This is a genomic window from Thermoplasmataceae archaeon (genome assembly GCA_038729425.1).
In the GTDB taxonomy this organism is placed as follows: domain Archaea; phylum Thermoplasmatota; class Thermoplasmata; order Thermoplasmatales; family Thermoplasmataceae; genus B-DKE.
The window spans coordinates 12,796-29,753 of sequence record JAVYSB010000008.1; the positions used below are offsets into that span (position 1 = coordinate 12,796).

Below are 16,958 nucleotides of genomic sequence, written 5' to 3' on the forward strand. Positions count from 1 at the left end.
AAATGAAGAGAATAAAGATAGGCCTTGTTGGAAAGCCGAACGTCGGCAAATCCACGATTTTCTCCGCCATAACTAAAACGCATGCTGAGATAGGCAATTACCCATTCACAACGGTCAAGCCAAATCTTGGGGTAACATTCATAGATCATGCCTGCCCGGAAAAAGATCTGGGCCATCCGTGCAACCCTCGCGAGGGGACCTGCAGAAACGGCATCCGCATGATTCCGGTTGAAATCATTGACGTACCCGGCCTCATACCTGGAGCCAGTGAAGGAAAAGGAATGGGAAACGAGTTCCTTGATAATATCAGGGATGTCGATGCAATAATTCATGTTTATGATGCATCCGGAAAAACAACTGCGGATGGGAATCCCTCGGAGACTTTTGTTGATCCTGCCGAGGAACTGAAATTCATAAGGGAAGAACTCGTGAACTGGGTAGCGTCCAGGCTTGGTAGGGACTGGGAGAAATTCTCCAGAAAGGCTGACAGCACTGGAGAAAGAATTGAAACAAAGCTGATGCCCAAGGTTGGAACGTTTGGCCTCAGAGAGCAGGATATAGAGACGATACTCCTCAAGGAAGCGTTTCCTGCAAAGCTGTCTATATGGACTAGTGATGACTTCATGGACTTTGCCTCGGCGATATTCAAATATGTAAAGCCATTGATTCATGTAGGGAACAAGTCTGATGAACTCAACAACCAGGAAATGTCAAGACTGGCTAACATAACAGACAACAATTTTATGGTATCGGGCATATACGAATTGGCACTTGCCAGAGCATCTGGGGCTGGATTGATAAGATCCACTGAAGTACCCGTTGAGATAAGCCTGGGTCTCAAGGATGCGCAGAAAGATGCACTAGCCAGGATAAATGCCTTTTTCCAAGGTGGCATCCCTGTTAGAATAGGGAAAGTGATTTCTGATATTGTCTATAGGCTTCTCCATTACATAGTCGTGTTTCCTGTCTATGACGAGGGGAAATGGTGCGACAAGGATGGAAATGTTCTTCCTGATGCATTTCTAGTTCACGCGGGAAATACCGCATTAGACCTTGCGTTCAATATTCATACAGAAATAGGTGAAGGATTCATCAGAGCAATCAATGGGCGGACCAAGATGGTTGTTGGGAAGGAGTATGAACTTAAGGATGGCGATGTCATAAAGATCGTGACCCACCGAACATAGGTTTTATGGACTCCTTCCAACATGGTCAACTGGCGCAGAGAATAGATTATATATCTACTCCTTATTCGGAGGTTACTCTAAATTTAAGCACACTATTAAGGTGGTACATTGGCGAATGGAGAAAATGCAGGTTCAAAACTTGTTTCTGAGAGGAACAAGTACAAATGGTCCGACAGGGACTACAAGAGAAGAGTACTTCAGCTCAAGAAGAAGAGCGACCCCCTGGAGGGAGCTCCCTCGGCTAAGGGAATAGTTATAGAGAAAGTTGGGATTGAGGCAAAACAGCCAAACTCGGCCATACGGAAATGTGTCAAACTTCAATTGATAAAGAATGGCAGACAGATCACCGCTTTCGCACCCGGTGATGGCGCAATCAACTACATAGATGAACACGACGAGGTAGTGGTTGAGGGCATAAGAGGGCGAATGGGAAGAAGCAAGGGAGATATCCCCGGAGTGAGATACAAGGTTGTAAAGGTTAATGGCATATCACTCCACGAGCTTGTAAAAGGAAGAAAGGAGAAGACGGTGAGATAATGGAGATAAAGTTACTTGGACAATATGATGTTAACGAGATACAGATACACGATCAGGGACTTTCGAAATACATAAACCTCACCTCAAACCTGAATCTCCACACTGGAGGGAGGTTTTCAAACTATTTCGCCGGAAAGAGAAATGTGAACACCGTCGAAAGGCTCCTGAACAAACTTATGAGGACCGAGAAGTGGACAGGAAAGAAATACAGTGCGTATCGCGTCCTTTCCGAAGCGTTTGCCAAGATAGCGGCAAAGACAAAGCAGAACCCGGTTCAGATACTCATAAACGCCATTGAGAATTCTGCTCCCAGGGAAGAAGTCACGAGACTGAAGTATGGTGGAATCGCCGTTCCGAAAGCCGTCGATGTATCCCCATCTAGAAGAGTTGATGTTGCGCTCAGGAACATAGCAAGTGGCGCTACTAATGCTTCCTTCAAGCACAAGAAGAGCATCGAGGACTGCCTCGCAGACGAGATCATGCTTGCAGCTAACAATGACGCGAACTCTTTCTCGGTGAGCAAGAAGGAAGAGATTGAGAGAGTGGCGGCATCCGCGAGATAATCAATACTGGTTCGGATAACTATCATTCCGAACACATGTTCAATATTTTTATAATACATTCCCTCCATACTTGTGGTTGGCTACAATTTTGCCTAGAAACAATTTGCTCATGGGAGTTCAATCGGATCGTGGCCGCCTGCATGGGACAAACCCCATTCATTGCTGAGATGGATCATGCTGTGTTTTAAAATTGCCGTAAATAACATTATCTTTGCTTACGTATTCATCCGCTATGGACAGAAAGGATCTTCTGACTGAGCCTGTCAGGGACATGCACCTTTCAGGTAACTCCACTCTTAACGACCTGATGGGGCAATTTAGAGAATCTGGAGGTTTTTCCTCTGCCAAGATCTATACCGCGTATGAAATTCTGAAAAAAATGTTCACCGAGGAGAACACGACATTTCTTTCGTTCCCAGCAGACATAATTTCAACAGGCACAAGGGGAGTAATTAACGAACTGGTTAAAAGGAAACTAGTTGACGTAATTATAACCACGAACGGGACACTTGATCATGATGTTGCAAGAACCTACGGGAAATACTACTCCGGTACATTTGAATTCAGCGATCGGAAACTTGCTGACCTCGGAATAAATAGACTTGGGAATGTTTTTGTTCCGGACGAGAGCTATGGAGAATTGATTGAGGAAAAGATACAGGGGATGCTCACTGATCTGTATGAAGAGAAGAAAGAGTGGAGTGGCTCAGAACTGGTGAGGCGCATCGGTTCAAGGATCAATGACGACTCTTCCATCCTTTATAATGCAGCAAAGAACAACATACCAATATTCGTGCCAGGAATGACCGACGGTTCGGTTGGATCGCAATTCTGGTCATTTTATGAAACGCACAGGGACTTCAAGATAAACCTGCTTGAAGATGAACACCTGCTTTCTGACATAGTGTTTGACGCTAAAAAGACAGGCGCGCTCATGATGGGCGGGGGGATATCAAAGCACCATACGATATGGTGGAACCAGTTCCGAGGAGGCTTGGATTCAGCTGTTTATATCACAACAGCGCAGGAATATGATGGTTCACTCTCTGGCGCAAAGCTCGAAGAAGCCATTTCCTGGAGAAAAATAAGAGAAGATGCGGAATTCGTAAATGTATACGGAGACGTTACTATAATATTGCCTGTCCTTATCGGTTCACTGCTTGATTGATCTCTCAGATATATTTCAGCCATTCCATTACAGGGTCATCTTCGCCCTCCAGATCAGTGGTAGTTTCGCCGAAACTGCTCCTGGTCTTGAAGGATGTGAAATAAATTCTACCATTATCTTCAAACCCGTACATGATGTGTTCCACTGGTTCACCGTCCGGAAGGTGTGCCATGGCTTCCGGGAATTCCGGAGTAAAGTGCAGCTCAATTTTTTTCCCATCCCTGAAAAGAGTGTATGAATTGTTCCCTTTCACATAATTCTCTAGTCTTTTCCTTTCGATAGACGGCCACATTCAGGCTGATATTCTGGCTATGTATTTTACCTTATTATTACTAGTTGGACTAATCCATGGGAAATCTGGTAAAGGACAAAAACAGCTGGAAAATTATAATTATTCCATGGAGGATATGCTTATCTATGACCTATAAAGAGGGCACAGCGGATCTAGATACCGGCTTGAAGGTATTTTACAGGATGTGGTTCCCAGAGAAGAGCAGAGGTACAATCATTGGTGTACATGGTTTTGTGGAGCACACCGGAAGGTACCTGGAGTTTGGAAAGTATCTGGAAAACAATGGATATACCCTTGCGATGTACGATCTAAGGGGTCATGGAAGGACCGCCAGTGCTGATGAATTCGGTTATGTTAAAAACTTCGAGTTCATGGTGAAAGACACTGAAGCTTTCTCTTCATACATAAAGGACGATATGGGTTCTGAATCTATATTTATGCTCGGGCACAGCATGGGTGGACTCATTGTCTTCCATGTTCTAGCAAGGTCAAAAGTACCGGTGCGCGGCGCAGTAACTTCCGGAGCTTCACTCAGAGTGGTCTCGAATGGAACCCAGAGAGCCATACTTTCCATAATGAACGCCGTCTCACCCAGAAAGAGAGTGAAACTGCCAATCCGGGCCGAATACTTGAGCCATGATCCCGCCGTAGAGCGGAATTACCTTAATGACCCGCTGGTCTGCAAAAATCCTTCTGTATCCATGATTTACCAGCTTTACCAGGGGTCCAGAGACATCTGGAAAAATCTTGGGAAAGTATCGTCCCCGATACTCATGCTACAGGGTTCGGGCGATAAGATCGTTCCTCCTGCAGTCACTCCAGAGGCTTATGGTTTCATCTCTTCCACGGACAAAACCAAAAAGATGTATGATGGATTCTACCATGAGATTCTAAACGAGAAGGGAAAGGGAGCTGTCTATTCAGACATATTGTCTTGGTTCTCAGCGCACTAATATACTAAAACAGAGACCAAGATATGCCCAGCCTTCCCATCTGATTATCGCTTCGTTCCCAGGTGATTATAGAGCATATTACATCCAGTGCTGCATATGATATATCTTGCCGTGCAGGATGCCCTATCGCTACCATTGATTCAAGCTGGAGCTTTAAAGTGTGCCATATAGTCAATTCAGGATGAAAAAAGTGGATTAACACCCACAGATTCTGGTTCATGATTTAGAGGCAAAACCTGACCTTACGCATTCCACATCCGCCCCAGCGAACTTTTCTGGAACGTATTTCTTTACCGTTTCCTCAAGCGCTTCCATCGGAACAAAGCCGGTTATTCGGGAAAATGCCCCCAGCAGGACCATATTCGAAATTTTTGGACTTGAAATTCTCTCCGCCTTTGCTGATGCATCCACAACATGAACGTTCTTCAGGTCTTCCGGTACCTTCTTTACAACCGTGGAATCGATGATCACGTAGCTACTCTTTCTGGCAAGTCCTATTGAGGCTTCCAGTGCCCTCTGATCCATGAAGATCATAACGTCCGGGAAAGTTATCACTAGGTCATAAATAGCTGAATCGTCAATGATCACGTCCGCAGTAGAAATCCCAGATCGCACGGCTGCAGTATAGGATCTGGTCATAACCACATTTTTTTTCAATACCTCAGAAAAAGAATGCGCCAAGATGGTTCCAGCGAGCATAACTCCCTGCCCCGCCCAGCCCCCAATTCTTATTTGAATCACTCTCTCACCTTTTCAATGATCTTCTCAAGTTCAGCAGTCAGCTCAGGCTTCTCAATGTCGACGAGCTCTCCGATCTTGAAATGCCCACTTTCAGTGGTCTTGAAATTTTCCCTGAACATGTGCATCATCTCAATATGATCCATCCCGATCATCCTTCCTTCGTATGTGGGACACTGGGAAAGCACTTCTATGAAAGAGAAACCTTTCTTAGTCATCGCCTTCTCAATGGATTTGATCAGTTGCGGCAGATGCCAAGTAGTCCATCTCGCAACATAAGAGGCCCCAGCAGCGGCCACCACGTCTGTAACATTCAGTGGAAATGATGGGTTCCCGTATGGGGTCGTCACTGTTTTCATGCTGTGTTCAGTAGTTGGAGCTACCTGCCCACCCGTGGTAGCGTATACGCCATTATTAGCCATTATCACTGTTATATCAATGTTGTTTCTCGCTGCATGGATCAGGTGGTTTCCGCCTATACCAGTGCAGTCACCGTCTCCGCTGACTACTAGGACTTTTAGCTTTGGATTTGCAACCTTTAGCCCCACTGCAAATGCGATTGCCCTCCCATGCGTTGTGTGCAGGGAATCGACCCTGAGGTACGGCGAGGGAATCCACGCGGAACATCCTATTCCGGATACAGCCGCTATATCCTTTCGTGGAACATTCATGTGATCTATGGCTCTGGCTATGGCGTTAACAATCTGCCCATCACCGCATCCCGGGCAGAAAGCGGAAGGTAGCCTCCTGATGTAGTTTTCCCTGATATAAGATGCAGTAATCATGCATTCATCTCCTGCAGCTTCCCCAGTATTTCTGAGACGGTGTGCATTCCACCAGACACTTTTGGCATGTGAACGAATTTACCAGGGAACATTTTTTCAATTTCCATGGAGTACCCCCTCATTGACATTTCTGGAAGTAAAACCTTTCTTACGGATGCGTTCAGATCTCTCATTCTCTTCTCCGGGGCTGGCCACAGAACTCTTGGCCTGAAAAGACCTGCTCTTATGCCCTTCTCCCTAGCTTTAAGTACTGCTCCATGAGCGGGCCTGGATGTTGCGCCATATGCGACCACAAGTATCTCTGCATCGTCAGTCTCAATCTCTTCCCAGTCTTCGATTTCATTCCTGTTCCTGTATATCTTCTCCACCAGTCTTGTGACTAAGGAAGCCTGTACTTCCTGGCTTCCAGTATTTCGCGTCCCATCTGGATTGTGGGTTGAACCTGTTACCATTAGCTCAAGACCGTCTCCGAACCTTCCCATCGGAGGTATGAGATCATCGCCATACCTTGTGGATTCCTCTAGTGAAGATGCAATTTTCCTGTTGATTATTTCAATAGCCTCAGGTATTAGCAGCCTCTCCATCATATGCCCCACTACTGCATCTGATAGAAGGATCACAGGAACCCTGAAACGTTCCGACAGATTGAAAGACCTTAGTGTAAGATCGAACATCTCCTGGACAGAATTCGGTGATAGAACAATGTCCTCATAATCGCCATGCGACCCGAATCTGGCCTGCATTACGTCTCCCTGTGCAGGTCTTGTTGCCTGTCCAGTTGATGGCCCGGCTCTCTGAACGTCAATAATCACAACTGGTGTTTCAGTCATTGCAGCATACCCAATGTTCTCCTGCATTAGCGAAAACCCTGGCCCTGAGGTTGCTGTCATCGACTTCACGTTCGCCCAAGAAGCAGCAATAACAGCCGAGATACTTGCAAGCTCATCCTCCATCTGGAGGAATTTTCCCCCTACCCTCGGCAGTAACTCAGACATTGTCTGAGTTATTTCGCTCGCTGGGGTGATTGGGTAACCGGCAAACAGCCTGCATCCAGCCATAATTGCCCCGTAGGCTATAGCAACATCCCCCTCTACAAAATATTCACCGGGTTTTATCAATCTGATATCACCTCTATTGCGAAATCCGGACAGTATAACTCGCATAATCTGCAACCTATGCAGGTTTTAATATCTCCAACTGTGGGGTAGAACTGCCCATATCCGTTTATTTCGTCGGAAATCTTGAGCGTGTCTTTTGGACATACGTCAATGCAGATGCTGCAACCCTTGCACAAATTCTTGGAAATATTTATTGCAGATATGTTCACCATGGGCAATTGCAAGGGGAATACTAAAGCCATTGACTCAATATGTTCGGGGAGAGTCTAAAATAAAGGCAGTCAGCCTAGACAAGTGCCATTGAGTTTATCTGCTGGTCCGGCTGGTAAATCGGTTATTATAGACATGGTCACTGCATCTTTATTTGGGTTATTGCAGGGGATTCGGAAGTTACAGGGCGGCAAAACAATAATCTCTCGCCTATATCGTGTGAAAAGTATATAATTAACAGCCTCATGTACACATCATGATCTCAACACCTCAACTAAAGAACTTGATAATGTTATCCATCATAATTTCTTATGTTGCCATGTTGCTCGAACTGTTTGGAATACTGCGATATCCTTTTGGAGAGACTTACGGAACTGTTACTAATATTGGAAGCATAATCGGGCTAATATTTGCGATAGTTGCCATACGTCTAGTTCTAATTATACCGGAAAAGTAAAATGCGCGAATAATCTGTCTCATCAGTGACGGCGTGAGGCTTTTCCTGGATTGGGGATCTGCTTCAGTGTTTTCAAACTAACTGTCTGGTCGCATACGTTTTTCTATCATAAATCACTCTGGAATTATGCTTTATCTAACAGAGAGGGATGTTGAACAGAACCTATCTATTTCAGATCTTATTCCTGCTCTCAAGGACTTCATTTCAGATCTTGGGGCAGGAAAGGCTTATTCCAGCCCAAGGAACAGGATTATTGCCGATAGCCATATACTGAACACCATGCCCGCGAGTATCCCGAAATACAATATTTCGGGCCTCAAGAGCTATGTTTCCTCAAGGAATGGTTTTAGGGCTGCCGTCCTCGTTTTCAGAATAGATCCACCCGATCTTATAGCAGTGGTTGACGCCGAGATTCTTGGTCAGTTGCGGACCGGTGCGTTGCCGGCTATGATATCTTCCATGATTGTGAAGAGGAGGAGCGTGAACTTTGGGCTGTTTGGTTCCGGATTTCAGTCCCAGACTCAATTGATTGGTATTGCTTCCGTGTTCAACGTCGAGAGAGCCTATGTGTATTCACAGCACCCTGATAACTCAAAGAAGTTTGCGGAGAAATATGCTGGAGAACTTGGAATAGATATCAAAAGCGTGGATAGACCAGAGGATGCCCTAAGAGATTCCGATATCATATCTACCATAACCAACTCGAAAACACCACTCTTCGCAGCTTCAATGCTCCCGGATCATTATCACTTGAATCTCGCGGGCGGGAACTTGCCAAACAGGATGGAGGTTGGAAAGGATGTGCTGGACAGGAGCACTTCCATAATTGTTGAGCATGTTGATCAGGCTCTGATGGAATCCGGCGAGATCATCGGTTCTGGAATCGGCAGAGACGACAGAAGAATTATCGACATGGGAAGTTTCGTATCAGATCCTTCAAAATACGAGATTGGCGGGAGAAGCGTGTTCAAAAGCATGGGAATTGGCCTAGAGGATCTCTGTGCGGCTTACGTTGTTTTGAAGAAACTGGAACAGATATGACCGCATTAACCTGCACCTGAAAGAGGAGATTTCACATTTACACGCCATTCACGATGCCTTAAACTGTTGGATCAGGCAACTTGTTCCGGTAGCTCTTCCGAAAGTGAGAGTTTCATCTTTTCCAGTATGGAAAGCAGATCAGAAATTTCCTTCTTGTCGAGAGCTTTCACTGATTCCTCCACAAACTTTGAGTGTATATCTCTGGCTCTTGTCAGTATTTTATTTCCTGCCTTTGTAATCTGGATCATTATTATTCTGCGATCGTCAGATCCCCTCACACGTTCAGCGAGTTTTTTCTCTTCCAACTTATCAACAATGCTGGTTATCCATCCCTGAGTAACGTTTGTGAGATTGGCCAGCTGGACCATGGAGAGGGAACCATTCTCAGATAGAACCCGAAGAACGGTATACTCCATGTTGTTTAGTCCTATTCTTGACAGATTTCTTTCAGCCTGTCTGTACCAAATTTTCCACACATCTTTCAGCGTCCTCCACACAAGTATGGAGCATTTTTCTTCCGAATCTGACATTTTCTCTCGTTCCTTAAGCCTTTCATGTCTGCTAGTTTTTACAATATTTAAGTACTGTCCTTAGTTTATAAATATTTTACGATATAAAGGTTACTATTGAAAGCAAATTAGCTCACATCACTCTTGAATCACAGTGTTCGGTCAAATCTTGGTAAAGACTATAACTTGTAGGCTGGTGTTCCGTTTGACACGACGAAGAAGGTTCTGCCTTGTTTACCTCCCACATTGATCTCATCTTTCCAGTGAAACTGACCCAACGTTTCATACTTTCCACCACCACTTGATCCTCTTTCATTTTGCGTTAATATTTCAGATATATCTAGTCATTATGCCACAGTAGGATCTCTAGTTTTAAACCACTTTTGTCTCGATGGCCATGAATTTTTCCTGGGAATAGTGACGACAACATCTTCGGATTACGCTCTGGGAAGATGAACAGAATAGTCGGAACTTTCATATGATTAGTGCTAAAAAATGAAATGACTTGACCTATCTTCTTGTTTTCTTAATTCCTTTTGAGTAAACTGCCACCGATGGTAAAGGTATTACTTCAAATTTGGGTGCTCTTCATCTTCCTATAAATTGCAGAATAGAGACCATATTAATACCAATTATGGTACCGATTTGGGGGACCCTAATGGACATTATTGCATGATCCGTTAGCATTCCCGTGCCTTCATACCTATTCCTACCCTAAATAGAGCATTATCCTCTGATCGCCATACCCATGTAAACTGCAGAAAATTCAACTTGAGAACTGCTCAATACATCTAGAGTATTTTTTTAAATTAGAACTATATAATCCAGTATACTTTTTAGGATAATGAGACAAATAAATTTAAATATGTCTATCAAGATCGTATAGTATGGCTGATTCAGGCGGAGAAATAAACTATGAGGAAATTGCTGGAAAGATAGATAAAAACGTAGGTAGACGGATCATCTACATGGTCACCATAGTGGCAGCACTTGGCGGATTTTTGTTCGGTTATGATAATGGAGTAATAGGCTCTGTTCTTCTTTACGTGCCGTTTACACTAACATCAAACTCAACCGCAATATTGGTATCTTATATTTCATTTGTAGCAGCCATCGGGGCGATAGTTGCTGGCCCAATAACCGATAAGTTTGGAAGAAAATCTATGCTTATCGCAGACGGTGCTATGTATTTTGTTTTTGCCATACTTGCGGCAGTAGCTACGAATCTTACTCTGCTTATAATCTGGAGATCTTTGGCAGGATTTGCTATTGGAGCTGACACTGCTGTAGCGACTTCTTATATTGCAGAGTATACGCCATCAAGATCAAGAGGAAAATATGCTTATTCGCAGCAATTGATGATATTTTCAGGGGGCGTAATTTCTTTCTGGGTAGGTTATGCGCTTGCACCAACTGCCGACTGGCGTTTGATGTTGGGCTTGGCTGCTATTCCGGCTGCCATTATGCTTATATTTAGATCATTCTTGCCAGAAAGCCCGCGATGGCTAGTAATTAATGGCAAAATTGATAAAGCAAAAGATGTCCTCAGAAGAATAGGAGTCGATATAAAAGAAACGATAATTCCACCAAGAAAGGGGGCAACATACAGAGAACTGTTAAAGACAAGATCAGTGAGGAATGCCCTTATCGTGGTAGGGCTTTGGCTTGCATTTCAACAGATAACCGGTATAAATGTAATTTTATACTATGGACCATATATATATAAATACATAGGTTTATCTGGACCTAGAGCCATACTTAATACTGCCATATCAGAAACTCTTGGCGTGATAGAGTTCTGGGTATCGTTCATGCTGATAGAGAAATGGGGCAGAAGGGGGCTTGGGATATTAGGTTATGGTGGAATATTTGGATCAATAATAATAATGCTCGTTGGAATAGCATACTTCGATGCTAACGCCCTTACTATGGCAGCTATAATTATTTTCGCTGCATCTACTCTGTTTTTGGTGTTCTTCCATGTTGGAGTTGGGGGTGTTGGATGGATATTACAGGGAGAGTCGTTGGATCCGTATTTCAGGGTAACAGGTGCCGGAATAATGGCTGCATCGGATTGGATTGCTAATGGAATAATACTATGGATATTCCCAATATGGAAAGCTGACTTTGGCCTCTTCTCATTCTTTGTATTCGAGCTTGCGCTGTCAGCACTTTCAGTGATCTTTGTGCTACTGATGGTCCCTGAAACGAAGGGAAAGACGATAGAACAGATGGATATGGTATATGGGAGACCTATCAGGGAGCTAAGAAAGAAGATATAGAAGGAGTAAATATTAATAACACTTATTTATTCTTTTTTTTAACTTATGTACAATTAGAGAGAAGCTGAAAACTCCAAGTATGGGGTTGCACATATTGTTTCGTTATATCCTTTCAAAAATGCAACTAGTTGTTTAAACTGACGGGAATAAAAAGAGGAGATGAAATCTAATGGAGATTGTAGTAGTAGGATGCAGGGGATTTGGAAAAGTTCACCTTAGGTCGATTAGAGGAATGGACATAAGCATAGTGGAAACTGACACACAAACTATAGACTATTGCAAAGAAAACTTTGAGATAAAAAAGGTCTACGGCAATCTTGATGAGGCGTTACGTTCTGATGCGCAAATAATAGATCTTGTGGTCCCTCATACACTTCACAAAGAACTTGCTATCAAGTCTATAAAAAAAGGGAAAAATGTTCTTCTTGAAAAACCACTGTCCACGTCGGTTAAAGATGGCGAGGAAATAATCATGGCAGCCTCTGCCGCGAAAGTAAAGTTCATGGTTGCGGAGCAGTATTTCTTTGATCCTGCTGTTATTAAGGCAAAGCAGTTGACAAAAGAAGGAAAAATAGGTAGAGTACACTCACTTATAGTAAGAGACCAAAGGCATTTCGTACGAAACATCTGGAAAACAAACAAGGTTCTAATGGGTGGTGGTGCATTGATTGATGGTGGAATCCACTACGTGGAGACCATACTAGATCTGGGTGGAGATTATCATAATGTCTCTGGAAAATCCGTACACGGAGGCTCTACCTTAGAAGGTGAAGACACAACCTACGCATTGTTTGATTTCACATCAGGAGCGACTGGTATTTTATTCTATAGCTGGGCTTATCAATATCCACCGATATTGCCAGGTTTCGAAATAATTGGTGCCGAAGGGTCCATCTACGAGGATGTTGGGGGAAGATCTCTCGAAGACTTTAAGTTCCCGAGTAGGAAAACAGCATATGGAGATCTTATTTTCAACGGACAGAAATTAGAGATAGAAAAATATGATGTATTTGTAAAGGAAATATCCGAATTCGCTAAATCTGTCGAATTAGATACTGATGTTCCTTATCCACCTCAAAATGCGTTGAGAAACTTGAGAGTAGTCGAAAAAATTTACGGATCTAAAACTAGCCTGTAAAACTTTCTCATAACATTATATTATTTTTTTAATGTTTGATAAGCAATTAAAGGAAGCTAGAATATTCCTACAAAAATTAGAAATATGCTAGACTACCTAAGAAGCCATAAAATTCTGAAACTAATTCGATATAAAATGTTCGAAAAATTGTTTTTTTATGCTGGATCGGAGAAGTCTCAGATAACGTCCTCTTTGATTTCTTCTGGATCAGGCTTCCTAGACACAGTCCTGCCACCATCTATTATTATTTCATTCCCAGTCATGAAACTGTTATCGTCCGATGCCAGAAAAGCTAGAAGCTTTGCGACTTCAATTGTTCGTCCCATCCGAGGGATCAAAGCTGCAGACCTTGAATCCAGTTCAGGGGAGGGGGTATCGCCACTACCTTTTGCGTATATTGGTCCTGGCATCACAAGAGTAACTAATATACCATAGGGGGCAAGATCAACTGCCATGCTTTTAGTAAGTGACCTTAAACCACCCTTGACTGTCGAATACGCAAGAGATGAATCCAGAGGGAAGAACGACTGAACTGCACCAATATTAATGATATGCCCTGGTTTATTATTTCTTATCAATTTTTGTGCGACACACCTTGACAGCAGCATCGGGACGGTCAAGTTGAGTTCAAGCATTGAATCCCATTCATCTTCCTTAATATTCAAGATGTTGAATCTTGAGTTCCTAGAAGCATTGTTTATAAGTATATCATAAACTGTATCTTCCCTAGAAATTCTATCAACAAGTCTCAATACTTCTGTTCTTACAGAAAGTTCGCACTTCACGAACTTTATACTACCTGCCGGGCTAGCCTCAATAATTTTCTGTGCTTGTGTTTCATCCCTTCCAATAATTAAGACGTTCGCCCCAAGTTCAGAAAAGTACCTTGCAGTGCGTTCCCCTATTCCATGAGTGCCACCTGTTACAATTACGTTCTTATGCTGTAGATTTTGCATATCTCCAAGCCTCCATAAATCGAGGATAAAGTTTCACATCCACCACGTCGTTTATTCAATTCTATAGGCTATGACCTTTGGTTCAGTCATTTCCATCATGGTATTTATTACAGACTCCCTGCCTATCCCACTTAACTTTGGTCCACCAAAGGGTAGCTGGTCCCATCTCAACCTTGTAGTGTCATTGATTATAACCGTCCCTACCTTCAGTTTTTTTGCAATTTTATAAGCGCGAGAGAAATTCCTCGAGAAAACGGATGAGTTCAATCCGAACTTGGATGAATTCAGTAATTCCACAGCCTCTTCATCCGATTTAACCGTCTGAATGGGTAAAATAGGCCCAAAAACCTCCTCGCTTACTATGCGCGGAGTAGTTTCAGAAACTCTGACTAAGGTTGGTGGGAAGAAAAATCCACCCTTCGGTATTTCATTTTGGTAAACAACTTTAGAGCCTTTTTCCTTTGCATCTTCAAGAAACTCACGCATTGTAGAGACTGCATCATCCGATATGAGAGGCCCAATATCAATGCCCTCGTTAGTGGCGATGCCAACCTTCATACGGCTCAGTCTGTTGACTATCTTTCTCTCAACTTCCTCTTCTACGTCTTCGAAGACAATAAGCCGCTTCGTAGAATTGCAGAATTGACCGGCATAGTCGTATCTTCCAAAGGTTGCTTTTTCTACAGCCGAGTTAAGTTCAGCGTCATCTAGTATAATCTGGGCATCACTCCCGCCAAGTTCCATTATAGACCTGATTCCACGGCTCATTGCTTTTGATGCAAGATCGAGACCCACTCCAGAAGAACCGGTGAATGTTATCATTCGTATCTTTTCGTTACTCGTAAATTCATTTCCTATAACCTTAGAACTACCTGTGATAACATTTATGGTACCTTCGGGAAATCCGGCCCTGAGCATTAGGCTAGCTATTCCAAGTTGAGTGAGTGGGGCATTTCTTGTGGGTTTGTGAACAACCGTGTTTCCCACTGCCAGAGCTGTCGCGACCTTGTGGGCGAAACTCGCGCCTGGAAAATTGAAAGGTGTAATAGACGCAACCACGCCAACGGGCTCCCTTTCAACAAAAGCAAATCTATTTTCATTTCCTGCTGGGCTTTCATAAATTTCGAGTGGAATAAAGTCTCCTGTGAGAACGTGTGAAAGTTCCCACGCACAATATTCGAAGATCTGAGCGGTTCTTTCAATTTCTGCCCTTGAACTCTTAATAGGTCTTCCCATCTCTGAAGACATGGTGAATGCCAGATTGCCTGCTGATTCACGAATAAGCTCAGCTGTTCTTATCAGCAGCTTTTTCCTAAAACTAGCGGGCATTGTTGAATATTTTTGATATGCCGTATCGGCAGTATCAATGGCGCGCCGAATGTCATTTAGATCCAGATCTGGGACGTAATCAAGTATCTCCCCGGTTGAGGGATTATATACCGCATTCCCCTTGTCTGACATGTACTCGGTTCCTATGATTGCCCCTTTCATTTTTTCCTCTCCAAAAAATTATGTTCTTTTAGTAATCGCATAGGTTAATAAAAGGGTAATGTATTGGAGTATATTCTTTTGAGTATATTTAAAAGCATATACTAGAAAAGAAATTAATATAGCTGTTCAATAACAGGGTATGAAGATCAAAGATATCAAGACCTTCTTTGCAGCGGCTGTTTGGCGTAATTTTGTCATAGTTGAAATAACGACCGATGAAGGAGTAAAAGGCTATGGGGAAGGAACACTCGGAGACTTTGAAAAGACTATAGAGTCGGCGGTAAATGATTTAAAACCCTTTCTGATTGGTCGAGAGATAGAGATTACCGAGATAACCAACTTTTTCCAAAGAAATTTCTTTTGGAGAAACGGACCAATATTATCTACTGCCCAGAGTGCGATTGAGCAGGCCCTTTGGGATGCTATGGGTAAGACAGTAGGAAAACCAGTTTATAGTCTCCTTGGAGGTAAAGCTGTGGAAAGGGTGAAAGTCTACGGAAATGGTTTTATATCTGGAAACGCGAGCCCCGAAGATTTCGCGAAGGCGGCAGTGAAAACGGTTGAAAGAGGGTTCAACGCCTTAAAGTTCGACCCCTTTGGCGGCGCCGGTCCCACTATTACTCGCACTAAATTGGAGAAAGCGAAGGCCCGGATAGGGTCAATAAGAGATGCTGTTGGAGATGATGTCGATCTGATGATCGAGGCACACGGAAGATTCAACACAAGGACTGCACTAAGGATTGCCCAAGAAATTTCTAGATATGACCCCTTCTGGTTTGAAGAGCCAGTTCCTGAGGAGGATATAGTTTCAATGGCAGAAGTGAGACGGGGGTCTAGTGTTCCTATAGCAACAGGAGAGAGAATCATATCAAGAAACAGGTTCTGGGAGTTGTTATCACAAAGATCCGCTGACATAATACAGCCAGATGTGTGCCACATGGGAGGCATTCTACCGCTCGTTGAAGTTGGGTCTATGGCTAATATAAACTACGTAACTGTAGCACCACATAACCCAAATGGACCCGTTGCTACAGCTGCATCATTGAACGCATTAATCACAATGCCTAATGCCTTAATTTTAGAATTCTGGCTGGATGCTGAATCGGTCCGGCACGACCTTATAAAGGAGTATTTCTACCTCAAAGATGGATACATTTACCCAAGTAACAAGCCAGGTCTTGGAATAGAAATTGATGAGAAGGTTCTCAATAAATATCCATATCAAAAAATGCATCTGGAATATTTTAGCGAGGATTACAAGTATCATGGCGATGTTAGATGAGGATAACCAGAGTTCTAAGGGGAGCTGGAATAATTAGCTCATACGGTTCAATGGGCGCAAGTGCGGTAACACTTGTAGAAGATGATAAACGTATCCTAGTAGACACAGGACACTTCGGGAACAGGGATGTTTTGGTTCAGAAATTGTCAGAACTTAAAATCAAGCCTAGCGAAATTGACGTGATAGTGTTAACACACCTAAACTGGGATCACTGTCTTAATACCGACTTATTCGAGAGCTCTGAAATAGTC

General features: G+C 43.3%; 18 protein-coding genes. 11 read left to right on the forward strand and 7 right to left on the reverse strand.

The window, feature by feature from the left end; translation table 11 throughout:
• Window positions 1-2: 2 nt before the first annotated feature.
• The 4 genes from ychF to QW597_06790 all read left to right on the forward strand — a co-directional run bounded on the left by ychF (window position 3) and on the right by QW597_06790 (window position 3,455).
• Window positions 3-1,187: a YchF-related putative GTPase gene (gene ychF / locus QW597_06775; GenBank protein MEM0156281.1), complete on the forward strand. Its 1,185-nt coding sequence runs from the start codon at window positions 3-5 to the stop codon at window positions 1,185-1,187.
• Window positions 1,188-1,295: 108 nt separating this feature from the next.
• On the forward strand, window positions 1,296-1,724 hold the full coding sequence (locus QW597_06780; protein MEM0156282.1) for a 30S ribosomal protein S12: 429 nt from the start codon (window positions 1,296-1,298) through the stop codon (window positions 1,722-1,724).
• Window positions 1,724-2,287: a 30S ribosomal protein S7 gene (locus QW597_06785; GenBank protein MEM0156283.1), complete on the forward strand. Its 564-nt coding sequence runs from the start codon at window positions 1,724-1,726 to the stop codon at window positions 2,285-2,287. Before QW597_06780 ends, QW597_06785 begins: the two co-directional genes overlap by 1 nt.
• A gap of 232 nt (window positions 2,288-2,519) precedes the next feature.
• Window positions 2,520-3,455 carry a deoxyhypusine synthase gene (locus tag QW597_06790; protein MEM0156284.1) on the forward strand — a complete coding sequence of 312 codons (936 nt, stop codon included), beginning with the start codon at window positions 2,520-2,522 and terminating at the stop codon, window positions 3,453-3,455.
• Window positions 3,456-3,459: 4 nt separating this feature from the next.
• Here the strand turns inward: QW597_06790 and QW597_06795 are convergent, their stop codons facing one another.
• Complete coding sequence (locus QW597_06795) at window positions 3,460-3,747, reverse strand: hypothetical protein (protein MEM0156285.1); 288 nt, start codon at window positions 3,745-3,747, stop codon at window positions 3,460-3,462.
• A 125-nt stretch (window positions 3,748-3,872) separates the two neighbouring features.
• Here QW597_06795 and QW597_06800 point away from each other — a divergent pair, with 125 nt between their 5' ends.
• The gene (locus QW597_06800; GenBank protein MEM0156286.1) at window positions 3,873-4,700 is read left to right on the forward strand and encodes an alpha/beta hydrolase; all 828 of its coding nucleotides are present in this window, start codon (window positions 3,873-3,875) and stop codon (window positions 4,698-4,700) included.
• A gap of 216 nt (window positions 4,701-4,916) precedes the next feature.
• Here the strand turns inward: QW597_06800 and QW597_06805 are convergent, their stop codons facing one another.
• The 3 genes from QW597_06805 to QW597_06815 are packed head-to-tail and all read right to left on the reverse strand — an operon-like array spanning window position 4,917 to window position 7,341.
• The gene (locus QW597_06805; protein MEM0156287.1) at window positions 4,917-5,441 is read right to left on the reverse strand and encodes a 2-oxoacid:acceptor oxidoreductase family protein; all 525 of its coding nucleotides are present in this window, start codon (window positions 5,439-5,441) and stop codon (window positions 4,917-4,919) included.
• Window positions 5,438-6,223, reverse strand: coding sequence for a thiamine pyrophosphate-dependent enzyme (locus QW597_06810; protein MEM0156288.1), 786 nt, complete (start codon window positions 6,221-6,223; stop codon window positions 5,438-5,440). Before QW597_06810 ends, QW597_06805 begins: the two co-directional genes overlap by 4 nt.
• A complete protein-coding gene (locus tag QW597_06815; protein ID MEM0156289.1) occupies window positions 6,220-7,341 on the reverse strand; it encodes a 2-oxoacid:acceptor oxidoreductase subunit alpha in 1,122 nt (373 codons plus the stop codon). The genes QW597_06810 and QW597_06815 overlap by 4 nt, the downstream gene beginning before the upstream one ends.
• A gap of 466 nt (window positions 7,342-7,807) precedes the next feature.
• On the opposite strand from QW597_06815, the gene QW597_06820 reads away from it, so the two are divergent.
• Both QW597_06820 and QW597_06825 read left to right on the forward strand, forming a co-directional pair.
• Window positions 7,808-8,008 (forward strand): hypothetical protein, encoded by a 201-nt coding sequence (locus QW597_06820; GenBank protein ID MEM0156290.1) that lies wholly within the window; start codon window positions 7,808-7,810, stop codon window positions 8,006-8,008.
• A 126-nt stretch (window positions 8,009-8,134) separates the two neighbouring features.
• A complete protein-coding gene (locus QW597_06825; GenBank protein MEM0156291.1) occupies window positions 8,135-9,049 on the forward strand; it encodes an ornithine cyclodeaminase in 915 nt (304 codons plus the stop codon).
• A gap of 71 nt (window positions 9,050-9,120) precedes the next feature.
• Here the strand turns inward: QW597_06825 and QW597_06830 are convergent, their stop codons facing one another.
• Window positions 9,121-9,579, reverse strand: a complete 459-nt coding sequence (locus QW597_06830; protein MEM0156292.1) for a MarR family transcriptional regulator — start codon at window positions 9,577-9,579, stop codon at window positions 9,121-9,123.
• Window positions 9,580-10,445: 866 nt separating this feature from the next.
• Here QW597_06830 and QW597_06835 point away from each other — a divergent pair.
• On the forward strand, window positions 10,446-11,840 hold the full coding sequence (locus tag QW597_06835) for a sugar porter family MFS transporter (GenBank protein MEM0156293.1): 1,395 nt from the start codon (window positions 10,446-10,448) through the stop codon (window positions 11,838-11,840).
• 169 nt (window positions 11,841-12,009) lie between these two features.
• Window positions 12,010-12,978: a Gfo/Idh/MocA family oxidoreductase gene (locus QW597_06840; GenBank protein ID MEM0156294.1), complete on the forward strand. Its 969-nt coding sequence runs from the start codon at window positions 12,010-12,012 to the stop codon at window positions 12,976-12,978.
• A gap of 176 nt (window positions 12,979-13,154) precedes the next feature.
• Here QW597_06840 and QW597_06845 read toward each other — a convergent pair whose 3' ends face one another.
• Complete coding sequence (locus QW597_06845) at window positions 13,155-13,934, reverse strand: SDR family oxidoreductase (GenBank protein ID MEM0156295.1); 780 nt, start codon at window positions 13,932-13,934, stop codon at window positions 13,155-13,157.
• Between the two features lie 51 nt (window positions 13,935-13,985).
• Window positions 13,986-15,425, reverse strand: coding sequence for an aldehyde dehydrogenase family protein (locus tag QW597_06850; GenBank protein MEM0156296.1), 1,440 nt, complete (start codon window positions 15,423-15,425; stop codon window positions 13,986-13,988).
• Window positions 15,426-15,564: 139 nt separating this feature from the next.
• Here QW597_06850 and QW597_06855 point away from each other — a divergent pair, with 139 nt between their 5' ends.
• Together QW597_06855 and QW597_06860 are read left to right on the forward strand one after the other, a co-directional pair.
• On the forward strand, window positions 15,565-16,707 hold the full coding sequence (locus tag QW597_06855; GenBank protein ID MEM0156297.1) for a mandelate racemase/muconate lactonizing enzyme family protein: 1,143 nt from the start codon (window positions 15,565-15,567) through the stop codon (window positions 16,705-16,707).
• A partial coding sequence (locus tag QW597_06860) for an MBL fold metallo-hydrolase (protein MEM0156298.1) occupies window positions 16,704-16,958 on the forward strand: 255 nt, incomplete at its 3' end. The genes QW597_06855 and QW597_06860, both read left to right, overlap by 4 nt.

Coding starts and splice junctions, on each gene's coding strand:
- ychF (MEM0156281.1), top strand. CDS start 3: ATGAAGAGAATAAAGATAGGCCTTGTTGGAAAGCCGAACGTCGGCAAA.
- QW597_06785 (MEM0156283.1), top strand. CDS start 1,724: ATGGAGATAAAGTTACTTGGACAATATGATGTTAACGAGATACAGATA.
- QW597_06790 (MEM0156284.1), top strand. CDS start 2,520: ATGGACAGAAAGGATCTTCTGACTGAGCCTGTCAGGGACATGCACCTT.
- QW597_06795 (MEM0156285.1), bottom strand. CDS start 3,747: ATGTGGCCGTCTATCGAAAGGAAAAGACTAGAGAATTATGTGAAAGGG.
- QW597_06800 (MEM0156286.1), top strand. CDS start 3,873: ATGACCTATAAAGAGGGCACAGCGGATCTAGATACCGGCTTGAAGGTA.
- QW597_06810 (MEM0156288.1), bottom strand. CDS start 6,223: ATGATTACTGCATCTTATATCAGGGAAAACTACATCAGGAGGCTACCT.
- QW597_06820 (MEM0156290.1), top strand. CDS start 7,808: ATGATCTCAACACCTCAACTAAAGAACTTGATAATGTTATCCATCATA.
- QW597_06825 (MEM0156291.1), top strand. CDS start 8,135: ATGCTTTATCTAACAGAGAGGGATGTTGAACAGAACCTATCTATTTCA.
- QW597_06830 (MEM0156292.1), bottom strand. CDS start 9,579: ATGTCAGATTCGGAAGAAAAATGCTCCATACTTGTGTGGAGGACGCTG.
- QW597_06835 (MEM0156293.1), top strand. CDS start 10,446: ATGGCTGATTCAGGCGGAGAAATAAACTATGAGGAAATTGCTGGAAAG.
- QW597_06840 (MEM0156294.1), top strand. CDS start 12,010: ATGGAGATTGTAGTAGTAGGATGCAGGGGATTTGGAAAAGTTCACCTT.
- QW597_06845 (MEM0156295.1), bottom strand. CDS start 13,934: ATGCAAAATCTACAGCATAAGAACGTAATTGTAACAGGTGGCACTCAT.
- QW597_06850 (MEM0156296.1), bottom strand. CDS start 15,425: ATGAAAGGGGCAATCATAGGAACCGAGTACATGTCAGACAAGGGGAAT.
- QW597_06855 (MEM0156297.1), top strand. CDS start 15,565: ATGAAGATCAAAGATATCAAGACCTTCTTTGCAGCGGCTGTTTGGCGT.